The organism is Streptomyces sp. MCA2, from assembly GCF_023544705.1.
In the GTDB taxonomy this organism is placed as follows: Bacteria; Actinomycetota; Actinomycetes; order Streptomycetales; family Streptomycetaceae; genus Streptomyces; species Streptomyces decoyicus.
On sequence record NZ_JAMJFM010000017.1, the window covers coordinates 93,465 to 105,669 of the forward strand.

Genomic DNA, 12,205 nt, shown 5'->3' on the forward strand with positions numbered 1-12,205 from the left:
GCGGAATGACCACCGTAAGTCCCACCCCCCAGCCGGCCATGCGGCTCCGGGAGCTCGTCTTCGGAGCCGCCTGTGCGGCGGCCGTACGGGCGGCGGCGCAACTCGGCGTCGCCGACGCGCTCGGCGAGCGGCCCACCACCGCGGAGGAACTGGCCACCGCGGTGAAGACCGAGGCGCGGCCGCTGGAACGGCTGCTGCGCGCCCTGTCCTGCTACGGGATCTTCGCGGAGACCGACGACGGAAAGTACGTCCACACGGACATGTCCCGGCTGCTGCGGGAGGACTCCCCCAACAGCCTGCGCTATATCTCCCTGTGGTGCACGGAGCCGTGGACCTGGGAGGCCTGGCCGAAGCTCGACGACGCGGTGCGCTCCGGCCGCAGCGTCTTCGACGACCTGTACGGCAAGGGGTTCTTCCAGTACCTGCACGAGGACGCAGGCGACTCGGCCGAGGTCTTCAACCGGGCGATGACCACCTCCAGCAAGCAGTCGGCGCAGGACATCGCCCAGCTGCTCGATCTGACCGGGGCGTCGTCGGTGGCGGACATCGGCGGCGGCCAGGGGCATGTGCTCGCCGGCCTGCTGGAGAAGCACCCCGCCCTCGAAGGCACCCTGCTCGACCTGCCCACGGTCGTGGCGCACCCGGACCCCCGGCTGGCGGACGGCGGCCCGCTCGCCTCGCGGGTGCGGATCGTGCCCGGCGACTGCCGCGAGGACATCCCGGTCCGGGCCGATGTCTACATCATCAAGAACATCCTGGAGTGGGACGACGAGAGCACCCGCAGGACCCTGCACAACGTCGTCAAGGCCGCACGTCCCGGCGCCCGCGTCGTGATCATCGAGAACCTCGTCGACGACAGTCCCTCGATGAAGTTCACCACCGCCATGGACCTGCTGCTGCTCCTGAACGTCGGCGGTGCCAAGCACACCAAGGCGAGCCTGGTCAGCCGCATGGCGGAGGCCGGCCTGAAGGTCGGCGAGATCCTGGTCGTGAATCCGTATCTGCACGCGTTCGAGTGCACCGTCCCCGAATGAGCAAGGCCCGGCACGGCAGGTCGCCCGGTGAGGAGCAGCATCCTCACCGGGCGACCTTGCCCTTGTCCGGGCCCGCGCGGGAGCCGGGGGATCGCCCCGGCTCCGCGTGCGCGTCAGCCGCTGCCGTCGCGCTGCCAGCTGTAGAACTGCTGGGCCATCGCGTCCTTGGGGCTTCGCCAGGTCTCCGGGTCGTACGCGCTGACGAAGGCGGACAGCTTGTCGCTGACGGCGCGGAACTCGGGGTGTTCCGTCACCTTGGCGATCTCCGGTCCTGGCGGCCGGTCGGATTCGATGAGGTGCAGATACACGTCACCGAACTGGAAGAGGGTCCGTCGCGAGACGCCGACCAGATGCGGCAGTTCCGTCCGGTCCGAGGTCTTGAAGACCTCGGCGATGTCCGGAGCCGAACCGGGCGCCATGCGAGCGACGATCAGAGCGTGATGCATCGGGGAGATCCCTTCGTTGCCGCCGGGTGGCGGTCCGAACACGGCCTGGCGGGCCGTCAGCTGACAGCGGTGGACCGGAGCTCGCGGTCACGCTGTTCGATCCGGTCCCGGATGAGCTCCATCTGGATCCGGGAGTTGCGGTTGATGAGCTCGGTCATGCCCTTGTCGTCGACCGGGGCGTCGGGCTTCATCGCGAAGTCCTGGGTCCAGTGCATGGAGGTGCCGCCCGGGATCTCGGCGTACTTCCAGTGGATGTCCATGTGCGCGAACGGGCCGGTCTCGACGCGGCGGGCGCGGACGGTGCGGTTCTGCCGGTCGACGACGCGCTCGGAGACCCAGCTCCAGACGGTGCCGTTGTCGTCCGGGTGCATCGTCAGCCGGAAGGTGGTCTTGTCGCCCTCCCGGGACAGCACCTCGACCGAGGCGTACTCGCTGAACAGCTGCGGCCAGTTCTCGATGTCGTTGGTGAGGTCCCAGACGAGGTCGAGGGGCGCCGCGATGGTGATGTCGTTCTCGGTGTGGCCGGGCATGTCATGCTCCTGTCGTAGATACGTTGTCCTTGGCGGCTTTGACGGTTTGTGCTGTTTGCGCGGTGTTGACGAGGTCGAGGAAGTCGCGCGGCGTCTTGCAGCGCTCCGCGTCCGTCGGCATCGGCCGGCCCTGCCGGTTCTCCAGCTCGCCGACGATGCCGAGGAGGCCGAGCGAGTCCAGGCCGAACTCGGTGAAGGTCGCGTCGGGCCGGTTCGCCAGCTCCTTCGGGTCGACGGTGAGGCCGGCGGCGGACTTCATCAGCGCCGCCAGCTCATTGAGCGTCAGTTGAGCGTTCATGTGCGGTTCTCCTTCTCACGAGGGGGACCCGGAGCCCTTCCGCAGCACCATTGCCGCGTTCGAGCCCATGAGTCCCCGGCTCAGCACCAGCGCCGTCCGCAACTCGGCAGGGCGGGCCCGGCCGGTCACCACGTCAAGGTCATGGCAGACGTCGACGACGTTGGGGGTGGGCGGCACGACGCCCTGCTCCATGGCGAGCACCGCGGCAGCGGTGTCCAGGACAGGGGCGCCGCAGTACGCCCGCCCGGTGCCGGTCTTGGGTGCGGTCACCGGGACCTGCGAGGCGTGCCGGCCCAGGGCGTCCGCGATCGCCAGCGCCTCGGCCCGGTCGGCCGCAGGGACGCCGAGCGCATCCGCGAACACCACATCGATCTCCTCCGGGGCGCACCGCGCGTCCTCCAGTGCGCCTCGGATGGCATGCGCGAGCCCGTCCCGGGACTCCTCCCACAGGGAGGCCCCGGTGAAGGTCGCGGCGTGTCCGGCCAGCAAGGCCCGGACACTCGCCCCGCGGCTCACGGCCGCCGTCTCTTCCTCGACGATCAGCATCGCGCCGCCCTCGGCGGGCACGAATCCGCACGCGCCGCTGGTGAACGGGCGGTAGGCGCGGGCCGGATCGTCGAGCGTGCTCAGATCGTCGTAGCCGAGCTGGCAGACGACCGAGTAGGGGGCCAGGGGCGCCTCGGCGGCGCCCACGACGACGGCATCGGTGCCGCGCCGAATCGTGCGGCCGGCATGCGCCAGGGCGTCCAGACCGCCCGCCTCGTCGCTGGCCACGACTCCGCACGGCCCCTTGAAGCCGCCGCGGATGGAGATCTGTCCGGTGCTCGCCGCGTAGAACCAGGCGATGGACTGGTACGGGCCGACATGGCGGGAGCCCTGGCCCCAGAGCCGTTGCAGCTCCCGCTGGCCGAACTCGCCGCCGCCCGATCCGGCGGCCGTGACGACTCCCACCGCGAACGGCGAGTCGTTGTAGTCGGCACGGCCGAGACGGGCGTCGTCCATCGCGAGGTTGGCCGCCGCCATGGCGAAGTGGGTGAACCGGTCGGTCTGGACGAGGTAGCGCTCCTCGATCAGATCCGCCGGATCGAAGCCCCGGACCTCGCCGGCGACCTTGAGCGGAAGATGCTCGCACCCTTCACGGGTGACGCGGTCGAGGACGCTGATGCCCTCCACCGTCGCCTTCCAGAAGGTCTCGGTGCTCACCCCGTTGGGGGCGATGACGCCGATGCCGGTGACGACGGAATGACGTTCCTTCGGGGAGCTCATGATGCCCTCCCACCCTGTCGGGTCAGTACCACCGCTGACTGGAATCCACCGAAGCCGCTGCCGACCGAGAGCACCGAACGCAGCGGCAACTCCCGTGCCGTCTTGGGCACATAGTCGAGATCGCACTCCGGGTCCGGAGTTTCGTAGTTCGCCGTGGGCGGCACCACCTGGTGGGTGAGTGCCAGCACACAGGCCACGATCTCGATCGCGCCGATCGCCCCGAGCGAATGGCCCACCATGGATTTGATGGAACTCATCGGCACCTTGCGGGCATGCGCACCCAGCGACCGCTTGACCGCGGCCGTCTCGTGCCGGTCGTTCTGCTGGGTGCCCGAGCCGTGCGCGTTGACGTAGTCCACCTGGGTGGCGTCGATCCTGGCGTGGCCGAGGGCGCTGTTGATCGCCTCGGCCATCTCCAGGCCTTCCTGGGTGAGACCGGTCATGTGGTACGCGTTGCCGAAGGTGGCGTAGCCACGGATCTCACAGTGGATGGTCGCGCCACGGGAGCGCGCGTGTTCCAGCTCCTCCAGGACGAGCACGGCGCCGCCCTCGCCCATCACGAACCCGTCGCGGTGGGCGTCGAACGGCTTCGAGGCGTGGGCGGGATCGTCGTTGTTCGCGGACGTCGCCTTGATCGCGTCAAAACACGCCACGGTGATCGGGGAGATCGGCGAGTCGGACGCGCCGGCGATGCACACATCGACCCGGCCCTCCTCGATGGAGTGGAAGGCGTAGCCGATGGCGTCCAGGCCGGAGGTGCAGCCCGTGGAGACGGTCTGCACCGGGCCGTGGGCGCCGATCTGTTCCGCCACCGCGGAGGCGAGCGAACTCGGGGAGAACGCCCGCTCCAGATGGCGGCCGGCCGGCCGGTGGTCGACATCCCACCGTGCACCGTGGTTGCTGACGGCGACATAGTCGTGTTCCAGGCGCGTGGTGCCGCCGACCGCGGTGCCCAGGGACACCCCGATACGCCAGGGGTCCTCGGCCTCCGTGTCCAGACCGGCGTTGCGCAGCGCCTCGTTCGCGGCGACCATCGCGAACTGGATGTACCGGTCCGAGCGGGCCACCTGCTCCTCGCTCAGACCGTGGGCCGCCGGATCGAAGTCGCACTCGGCAGCGATGCGCGAGCGGAACCCCTCCGGGTCGAAGAGGGTGATGCCCCGTGTCGCCGTGCGGCCCGCGGACAGCAGGTCCCAGAAGGCGGGCACACCCACTCCGCCCGGAGCGACGATCCCGACGCCGGTGACCGCCACACGGCGGGTCATGACACCGGCTCCGTACGTTCCGGTGGTGCGGCCGGTGTGCTCTCCTCCGTGCCCTCGGTGTCGACATGACCGAGCTCCGGACGCGGGGCCAGCGGACCGAGGTGGAAGACCATACGGGCCTCCACGTCCCCGACATTGCGGAAGCGGTGCCGCATGTACGGGGGGATCAGCAGTCCCTGGTCCGGGCGCAGCGGGTGCGGTTCCCCGTCGAGGTCCACTTCGAGCGCGCCTTGGACGACGTACACGAACTCCTCGGAGTAGGGGTGGTAGTGCTCGCCGATGCGCTCGCCGGGCTGCACGAGTGCCATGCCCATGAAGCCGCTCGTGGCACCCACCGCGCTGGGCGTCAGCATGGCGCGCAGATCACCTCCGCGCCGGCGGTTGGGCTGAGTCTCGCTGAGGTCCACGATGCGTGGGCGGTGCGTGGTCATGGCTGCTTCCTCCAAGGGCGTGGTGCCGGCGGGTGGGATGAGGGGAGAGACCTGCCGCGGTCGGGCGCGGTCAGGCGCCCGGTGCCCGGCGGTCGGTGACGAGGGCCATGTCGGCGCGCTCGAGGAAATGCGCGATCTCACGGTCGTTGGACAGACCGCCGGCCACGTCGGTGTCGAGCAGACGCCGCAGCACGGACGTCTTGCGGGGACCGCGCACGCCGAGCGCCAGCACGGGATCGCTCTCGATCGGGATCCGGAGATCGATGAGGCGCACGACCACGTCGTCGCGCTGGAAGACGGTGCTGCCGGCGATGGGGCAGGCCGGATCGTCCGCGGCCAGCTCGTCCTGGCGGGCGAGCATCTGGGCCAGCGTCATGCCGCACCCTTCCTTGGCGGGGTAGAACAGCGCATGCCGCCGGATGCCGTCGGGCTGCGCTCCGCCCGCCGCCACGTGGTGCACCGCGGGCAGTGCGGCACGGGTGAAGAAGACCCGGGCGGAGTTCGGATCGCTGAGGTCGCGGTCCTGCTCCAGGTACGGGTTGATGGCCTCCTCGACGGCCCGGACCTCGGGCTGCTGGGAGATGTGCCGCAGCGCCGCGACCAGGTCGCCCTGCACCTCGACCGCGCGCACGACGCGGTTGCCGTGCATGAACAGGGAGGTGCGGCGCAGCCGGGTGGTGTCGTCGACCCGGGCCTCCGGGGAGGTGTACCCGGCGAGGATCTCCGCGACCATCGATTCGCTGCCCGGCTTCACGGTGAAGGTGAGCGCGTGCCGGACCACACCGTCGCCGACGCGCGGGTTGGCCTGGAGGCGGCCCTTCGGGGGCTCGGGCGCGAGGCTGGCGATGTTCGAGGTCTCGCGCAGGACGCTGAAGCGCAGCGACCGGGTGTCCCGGACGCAGCTGTGCAGCGGCTGGACCATCTTCACGTGTTCCTCGCTGTTGACCCAGGCGAGGAACGGCGGTGCGCTCTCCCATTCACTGGTGATGAGCCACTGGGAGGGGTTCTCGATGGACTGGCACAGCTGGTCGGTGATGTGCCCGGGAACGGACGCGACCTGGTTGCGCAGGTGCTCGTAGGCTTCCAGGAAGCGCTGCTGGGCTCCTTCGTGGAGGTCCAGGAGCAGCACGACCCGAAGGCGTGAGCCGTCGAAGGCTGACTGGGATATTCGTTCCGACAGCGTGGTCATCGTCTACGCATCTCCTTCGGGGCCCGACGGCCCCAGTGGTGCGTCGTCAGTTCCGGTACGAACCGGGTGACTGAGCCGGATGGTGGGGGCGGCCTGCCCGGTGTCGCGGGGGGGCGTCCCGGATTCGATCGTGGCCGGGACCCACGGGTGGCGCGAGATCTGTGAGCCATGCAGGTGAACCGTGATCGAACAGGCCCTGAGCCGGGCATTCGTGCTCCATCTGCCGTAAGCGTCCCTGGAGCTGGAGCACGCAATGAATCCCACCGTCGAAGACCGGGTGCCGGTACTCGTCGTGGGCGGGTCCCTGGTCGGCCTGTCCGCGTCGCTGTTCCTGGGGCGCCTTGGTGTCAGACATCTGCTGGTCGAGAAGCATTCGGACACCTCCCGCCACCCGCGCGGGCGGGGGAACAACGTCCGCACGATGGAGCTGTTCCGGGTGGCCGGGGCGGAGCAGCGGATCCGCGAGGCCGCGTCGACCCTGGCCGACAACCACGGCATCCTCCAGACGCCTTCGCTCACCGGCGACGAGCAGGAGTGGCTGTTCAAGGAGATCGACCCGGGCGGCGGGCTGGCCCGTATCAGCCCGTCCGCCTGGTGCCTGTGCAGCCAGAACGACCTCGAACCGGTACTGGTGCGCTGTGCCCGCGAACAGGGCGGTGACCTGCGGTTCTCCACCGAGCTGAGCTCTTTCGAGCAGGACGCGCAGGGGGTGCGGGCGACGCTCAAGAACCGGGAGACCGGCGAGCTCAGCACCGTGCACGCGGACTACCTCATCGCGGCCGACGGCCCCCGCAGCCCGGTCAGGGAGCGGCTGGGCTTCGGGCAGACCGGGCCCGGCGACCTGTTCCACAACGTGAGCATCACCTTCCGCGCGCCGCAGCTCGCGGAGGTCGTGGGCGACCGCCGCTTCATCGCCTGCTACCTGACCAACCCCGAGGCCGACGGCGCCCTGCTGCCGGTGGACAACCAGGCGGACTGGGTCTTCCACGCCCCCTGGCACCCCGACCGGGGCGAGACCCTGGAGGACTTCACCGACGAGCGGTGCATCGACCACATCCGCCGGGCAACGGGCGTACCGGACATGGCGGTTGAGATCACCGGCAAGGCGCCGTGGCACGCCGCGGAGCGGGTCGCCGAACGGTACGCGTCCGGCCGGGTCTTCCTCGCCGGCGACTCGGCCCACGAGATGTCCCCCACCGGGGCGTTCGGTTCCAACACCGGAATCCAGGACGCACACAACCTCGCCTGGAAGCTCGCCGCCGTGCTGAACGGCTCGGCGGGCCCCGAGCTGCTGGAGACGTACGAGGCGGAACGGCAGCCGGTGGCGCGGGAGACCAGCGCCCGCGCCTCGGCGCGCTCCGCCGAGCACAGCCACCCGGGGTATGCGCCGGCGCCCGGCGCGGGCGGTGGCCGGCAGCGCGGGGTGCTCACCGTGGCCCTGGGGTACTGCTATCCGCAGGGTGCCGTCGTCGGCGCCGACCCCGAACTCCCGGTGGTTCCCGACCAGATGCGGCTGACGGGCGAGCCGGGCACCCGCGCCCCGCACATGTGGCTGCGGGCCGGCGGCGAGCGGCGCTCGACCCTCGATCTGTACGAGAAGTCCTTCGTCCTGCTGACCGGCTCCGAGGGCGAGATGTGGCGCACCGCGGCCAAGGGCGCCATCGAGCGGTTCTCCCTCGGGCTGGACTGCTATCTGATCGGCACCGGGCCGGACGACGATCTGGTCCCGGAGGACGGCGTCGACTGGGCCGAGAAGCACGGGACGACGTCCGAGGGCGCGGTGCTGGTGCGCCCCGACGGCTTCGTGGCGTGGCGGGCCGAGGGACGGGTGGCCGACCCCGAGGCGGCGCTCCTGGAGGTCCTCGAAGCGCTGCTGGGCCGGAGCTGACCCGCCCCGCCCGCCTCCGTTCCGTTCGAACGGAGGCAGGCCGGATGCCGTGACACACGGGGCTGCTGATGACGGAGGGACCGGTGGGACATCCGCCGGTCCCTCCGGCGCGCGAACGTATCTTCTGCCCGTCACCACCGCAGGGGCATCTGGGGACCGTCCCGGCCACGTCCCGCAACTCGGGGACCGATTTCCGGTTGAGTCCGGGCATGGATGCCAAGAAGCCCGCGTCGCACCCCTTTCAGCGCATCTCCCTGCCCCACCAGCCGCCGGCGCTGCCGCCCCCCGCCCCGCAGGCGCGCCGTCCGGCCGAGGGGGAGACGCCGATCTTCGACCAGCTGCTCAAGGAGTGGCGCTCGGGGGAGATCCGGCCGGTCGTGTCCTGGCCCGTCGACGATCCGGGGAAGATCAGGACGGGCGCCGCTGTTGGGACGGATGATGGCCGTCCGTATCCGCGGACCCGTGACGAGGAGCATGACCGTGAGCCTGTACGACATCCCCCTGCGCACCCTGACCGGTGAGCCCGCTTCCCTCGCCGACTACCGGGGCAAGGCCCTGCTGGTGGTGAATGTGGCGTCCAAGTGCGGGCTGACCCCGCAGTATTCGGGCCTGGAGCGCCTTCAGCAGCGCTACGGGGACCGTGGCTTCACCGTGCTGGGCTTTCCCAGCAACCAGTTCGCGGGCCAGGAGCCCGGCACCGCCGAGGAGATCGCCACCTTCTGCTCGGCGACGTACGGCGTGAGCTTCCCGCTGTTCGAGAAGACCGATGTCAACGGCGAGGACCGGCATCCGCTGTACGCGGCGCTGACCGGCACCGAGGACGCCGAAGGGGCGGCCGGCGACATCCAGTGGAATTTCGAGAAGTTCCTGATCGGTGCCCAGGGCCAGGTCGCGGGCCGCTTCCGGCCGCGCACCGAGCCGGAGGCCGAGGAGCTGGTCGGCGCCATCGAGGCGGCCCTGCCGGCCTGAGCCGGGGGCGCGCCGCTCGCCGGGCGGTGCGCGGGGGCTCCGGCGGGCGGCGTACGGGGCGCGCGGTCGGGCGGCGGCGGAGCGCCGGTCAGGCGACGGCGGTGCCGGCGGCGTCGGTGAACCCGGCTGATCCTGCGGGCTCGGCCGATCCGGCGGGCCCGGCCTCGTCCTCGGCGCCGGCCTCGTCGGAAGCGACGTCGAAGCTGCCGGTCAGCCCGGTCATCCGCAGCAGCCGCGCGACGCTCCCGCCGCCGGAGACACCGGTCAGCCGCAGCCGGCCGCCCCGCTGCCGCGTCCGGTAGCGGGCGCGGCTCAGCAGGGACAGTCCGGCGCAGTCGATGAACGTGACCGCGCGTACGTCGACCACGAGGTCGACGCCCTGGGTGCCGGTGATCTCGTCCAGCCGGTCGGACAGCACCGACACGGCGAGAATGTCCAGCTCACCGCGGAGTTCCAGCACGGTCGTGCCGCCCGCGGCGTGGCTGGGCCCCACGAGTCTCGGGTAGTACTGACCTTCATCCATCGGCCCGGCCCACTTTCGTGCCGAGGCGCAGGATATGGCCACGCGTCTGCGGCGGAGAAGTTCGGTAGATGTGGGGGGCGCCCGGCGCAATCCGGGCGGGTCGGCCCGTTTCCGGGTCGTCGGTGGTGCGGAGGTGTGGCGTCTGTGTCCCTGCGTTTCTGCTGCTGTGCCCGTAGTCGTCTACGGCTTACCCGCACTCCGCGCCCTCAAAGTTCCGGCGCACGCCAGAGCTTGAGGTTGTCTCAAAGTCGCCCCTTGCGCGCGTGGCCGAGATAGGCGACCAAGGGCCTGGCCCGGGGGCACGTGCCTAGGCGACGACGGCTTCGACGGCCTCGATGGCGTCGTTGGTGAGACGGCCGCTGGGGGCGCGCCGCTGACCGCGGAGAGCGCCACCCCGCCGCCCGGCCCCGGGCGAGATCCGCTCGGGCCCGGCACCCAGGTGACCGGCCCCGCCGACCAGGTGATCGGCCCGCTGACCGCCTCCCGGGCCCCTCCCCCGGACCACCGGCCCGAGGGAACCCCAATAACACTCTTTCGGGCGAATTAGACTGTTCGAACCGCCCGAATGTGAGAGGTGTGCCCTGAAGCCGTCGGATCCTGCGGGAGAGCTCCCCGAACGCACCACGCAGAGCCTGCGCGAGCTGGCCGGCGGGCCGATCTCCCGGCTTCCGCAGCTCTTGGAGGCCATGGTGGCGGTCGGCTCCGACCACGATCTGCGCCGCGCGCTGGGCCGTCTCGCCGAGACCGCCGCCTCCCTCACCGGCGCACGCCACGCCGCCCTCAGCCTCCAGCACGAGGACACCGACGGGCTCGGCGGTCCGATCACCCACGGCGTCTCCCCCGGGGGCGGACCGCCCGCCGGAGGCTCTCTGGAGGTGCCGGTCCAGGTGAAGGGGGAGCTGTTCGGCACGCTGTCCGTCGCGGGGAAGGGCGACGGCGAGGAGTTCGGGGACGCGGATCTGCATCTGGTGCGGGTGCTGGCCACCGAGGCGGGTATCGCCCTGAGCAACGCCCGGATGCACTCCGCCGCCCGGCAGCGCACCCGCTGGATCGACGGCGCGGCGTCCGTCACCACGGCGCTGCTGGCCGGACCCGAGACCGGCTCGACGACCCCGAACGCCCTCACCGTCGTCGCGGAGAAGGGCCGTGAGCTGGCCGAGGCGGCGACCGGGGCGGTCCTGCTGCCGCACGCCGAGGGCGGTATGGAGATCGTGGCGATCTCGACCGTGCTGTCCGAGGCCGTACGGACCGAGGCGTACCGCGGCAGGATCCCGCCCCGGAGCCCGGTCGTCCACCAGATCCATGCCGGGCTCGCGGTCTTCTCCGACAACTTCGCCGACGACCCCCGCTCGATCTCCCCGATGTCGCGCCACTACGGCCCTGCCATGCTGTTGCCGCTGCGCAGCAACGGGCGGGTACTGGGCGCCCTCGTGCTGTGCCGGATGTCCGGCGACCGCCGCTTCAGCCACACCGAACGGACCCTGGCGAACCAGTTCGCCGCCCAGGCCGCGCTGGCGCTCGTCCTGGCCGACCGGCACCGTGACCGCGAGCGGCTGGCCGTCTTCGAGGACCGCGACCGCATCGCCCGCGACCTGCACGACCTGGTCATCCAGCGGCTGTTCGCCACCGGGATGCTGCTGGAGACCGCCCGGCGCAAGGCCCTGGTGCCCGAGGTGCAGGAGGGGGTCGCCCAGGCGGTCGACGAGCTGGACGCCACGATCCAGGAGATCAGGACAGCGATCATCGCGCTTCAGCAGGGACCGCCCGGTGCGCCGCCCGGGCTGCGCACCCGCGTGCTGCGGGAGGCCGGCGCGGCCACCGCGGCGCTCGGCGCCCGCCCGTCGGTGCAGTTCACCGGCCCGGTCGACGCGCGGGTCGACGACAGGAGCGGCCGGGAGCTGGTGGCCGTACTCGGCGAGGCACTGGCGGCGGTGACCGCCTCGGCGTCGGCACGGCCGCAGCCGACCCGTGTGGAGATCGCCGTGGACGCCACCGCCGCGCTCCCCGACGGCCGGCCGGGGATACGGCTGACGGTGTCCTGCCCGGACGGCGGCCACCGGCCCGTGACCTGGGAGCGTCCGCTCCAGGGCGGGCCCGAGGCCTGATCCGCCGGACGGCCGCGGCGATACGGCGCGATCGCCGGGCCCCCGTCCGCCCCTGGCCGCTCGGACAACATCCGCCCCCGCAGGCCGCGTTGGCTTCCTGGCCGCCCCAGCCTCCCCGGCGCCCTCGCCACGTCCGCCGTCGCTACGTCCGCCGTCGTCACGTCCGCCCTTGCCACGTCCGCCCTCGCCACGTCCGTTGTCGACGACGCTCGCGGCCGCCGGCGTCGCACCACAGTGGTGGGCCGGCAGTGCCGCGTACGG

At 71.5% G+C, this 12,205-nt stretch carries 13 protein-coding genes; 5 read left to right on the forward strand and 8 right to left on the reverse strand.

Going from position 1 to position 12,205, the window contains the following annotated elements; genetic code table 11:
- Positions 1 to 5 precede the first annotated feature (5 nt).
- Positions 6 to 1,034, forward strand: a complete 1,029-nt coding sequence (locus M8I34_RS16605; RefSeq protein ID WP_250050220.1) for an acetylserotonin O-methyltransferase — start codon at positions 6 to 8, stop codon at positions 1,032 to 1,034.
- Between the two features lie 113 nt (positions 1,035 to 1,147).
- Here the strand turns inward: M8I34_RS16605 and M8I34_RS16610 are convergent, their stop codons facing one another.
- From M8I34_RS16610 to M8I34_RS16640, 7 genes are all read right to left on the reverse strand, one after another.
- A complete protein-coding gene (locus M8I34_RS16610; protein ID WP_244416361.1) occupies positions 1,148 to 1,480 on the reverse strand; it encodes a TcmI family type II polyketide cyclase in 333 nt (110 codons plus the stop codon).
- Between the two features lie 56 nt (positions 1,481 to 1,536).
- Complete coding sequence (locus M8I34_RS16615; protein WP_030083345.1) at positions 1,537 to 2,010, reverse strand: SRPBCC family protein; 474 nt, start codon at positions 2,008 to 2,010, stop codon at positions 1,537 to 1,539.
- 1 nt (position 2,011) lies between these two features.
- Positions 2,012 to 2,308: an acyl carrier protein gene (locus M8I34_RS16620; RefSeq protein WP_244416360.1), complete on the reverse strand. Its 297-nt coding sequence runs from the start codon at positions 2,306 to 2,308 to the stop codon at positions 2,012 to 2,014.
- A gap of 15 nt (positions 2,309 to 2,323) precedes the next feature.
- Positions 2,324 to 3,574 (reverse strand): ketosynthase chain-length factor, encoded by a 1,251-nt coding sequence (locus M8I34_RS16625; RefSeq protein WP_244416359.1) that lies wholly within the window; start codon positions 3,572 to 3,574, stop codon positions 2,324 to 2,326.
- Positions 3,571 to 4,839, reverse strand: coding sequence for a beta-ketoacyl synthase (locus M8I34_RS16630; RefSeq protein ID WP_244416358.1), 1,269 nt, complete (start codon positions 4,837 to 4,839; stop codon positions 3,571 to 3,573). The genes M8I34_RS16625 and M8I34_RS16630 overlap by 4 nt, the downstream gene beginning before the upstream one ends.
- Positions 4,836 to 5,270: a cupin domain-containing protein gene (locus tag M8I34_RS16635; protein ID WP_030083353.1), complete on the reverse strand. Its 435-nt coding sequence runs from the start codon at positions 5,268 to 5,270 to the stop codon at positions 4,836 to 4,838. The genes M8I34_RS16630 and M8I34_RS16635 overlap by 4 nt, the downstream gene beginning before the upstream one ends.
- A 70-nt stretch (positions 5,271 to 5,340) precedes the next feature.
- Positions 5,341 to 6,459 (reverse strand): SchA/CurD-like domain-containing protein, encoded by a 1,119-nt coding sequence (locus M8I34_RS16640; RefSeq protein WP_244416356.1) that lies wholly within the window; start codon positions 6,457 to 6,459, stop codon positions 5,341 to 5,343.
- Between the two features lie 253 nt (positions 6,460 to 6,712).
- Here M8I34_RS16640 and M8I34_RS16645 point away from each other — a divergent pair, with 253 nt between their 5' ends.
- The 3 genes from M8I34_RS16645 (at position 6,713) to M8I34_RS16655 (ending at position 9,316) form a co-directional block, all read left to right on the forward strand.
- Positions 6,713 to 8,347, forward strand: a complete 1,635-nt coding sequence (locus M8I34_RS16645; RefSeq protein WP_244416355.1) for an FAD-dependent monooxygenase — start codon at positions 6,713 to 6,715, stop codon at positions 8,345 to 8,347.
- 209 nt (positions 8,348 to 8,556) lie between these two features.
- A complete protein-coding gene (locus M8I34_RS16650; RefSeq protein WP_030083361.1) occupies positions 8,557 to 8,868 on the forward strand; it encodes a hypothetical protein in 312 nt (103 codons plus the stop codon).
- Positions 8,828 to 9,316: a glutathione peroxidase gene (locus M8I34_RS16655; protein WP_250050274.1), complete on the forward strand. Its 489-nt coding sequence runs from the start codon at positions 8,828 to 8,830 to the stop codon at positions 9,314 to 9,316. Before M8I34_RS16650 ends, M8I34_RS16655 begins: the two co-directional genes overlap by 41 nt.
- An 88-nt stretch (positions 9,317 to 9,404) precedes the next feature.
- On the opposite strand, the gene M8I34_RS16660 is transcribed toward M8I34_RS16655, so the two are convergent.
- Positions 9,405 to 9,839, reverse strand: coding sequence for an STAS domain-containing protein (locus M8I34_RS16660; protein ID WP_250050221.1), 435 nt, complete (start codon positions 9,837 to 9,839; stop codon positions 9,405 to 9,407).
- A gap of 686 nt (positions 9,840 to 10,525) precedes the next feature.
- Between M8I34_RS16660 and M8I34_RS16665 the strand changes: the two genes are divergently transcribed.
- The gene (locus M8I34_RS16665) at positions 10,526 to 11,944 is read left to right on the forward strand and encodes a GAF domain-containing protein (protein ID WP_250050222.1); all 1,419 of its coding nucleotides are present in this window, start codon (positions 10,526 to 10,528) and stop codon (positions 11,942 to 11,944) included.
- The last annotated feature ends 261 nt before the right edge of the window (positions 11,945 to 12,205 follow it).

Bases quoted from the DNA above. Each gene is read 5' to 3' on its own strand.
- M8I34_RS16605 (WP_250050220.1), top strand. From the start codon at position 6: ATGACCACCGTAAGTCCCACCCCCCAGCCGGCCATGCGGCTCCGGGAG.
- M8I34_RS16610 (WP_244416361.1), bottom strand. From the start codon at position 1,480: ATGCATCACGCTCTGATCGTCGCTCGCATGGCGCCCGGTTCGGCTCCG.
- M8I34_RS16615 (WP_030083345.1), bottom strand. From the start codon at position 2,010: ATGCCCGGCCACACCGAGAACGACATCACCATCGCGGCGCCCCTCGAC.
- M8I34_RS16620 (WP_244416360.1), bottom strand. From the start codon at position 2,308: ATGAACGCTCAACTGACGCTCAATGAGCTGGCGGCGCTGATGAAGTCC.
- M8I34_RS16625 (WP_244416359.1), bottom strand. From the start codon at position 3,574: ATGAGCTCCCCGAAGGAACGTCATTCCGTCGTCACCGGCATCGGCGTC.
- M8I34_RS16630 (WP_244416358.1), bottom strand. From the start codon at position 4,839: ATGACCCGCCGTGTGGCGGTCACCGGCGTCGGGATCGTCGCTCCGGGC.
- M8I34_RS16635 (WP_030083353.1), bottom strand. From the start codon at position 5,270: ATGACCACGCACCGCCCACGCATCGTGGACCTCAGCGAGACTCAGCCC.
- M8I34_RS16640 (WP_244416356.1), bottom strand. From the start codon at position 6,459: ATGACCACGCTGTCGGAACGAATATCCCAGTCAGCCTTCGACGGCTCA.
- M8I34_RS16645 (WP_244416355.1), top strand. From the start codon at position 6,713: ATGAATCCCACCGTCGAAGACCGGGTGCCGGTACTCGTCGTGGGCGGG.
- M8I34_RS16650 (WP_030083361.1), top strand. From the start codon at position 8,557: ATGGATGCCAAGAAGCCCGCGTCGCACCCCTTTCAGCGCATCTCCCTG.
- M8I34_RS16660 (WP_250050221.1), bottom strand. From the start codon at position 9,839: ATGGATGAAGGTCAGTACTACCCGAGACTCGTGGGGCCCAGCCACGCC.
- M8I34_RS16665 (WP_250050222.1), top strand. From the start codon at position 10,526: ATGGTGGCGGTCGGCTCCGACCACGATCTGCGCCGCGCGCTGGGCCGT.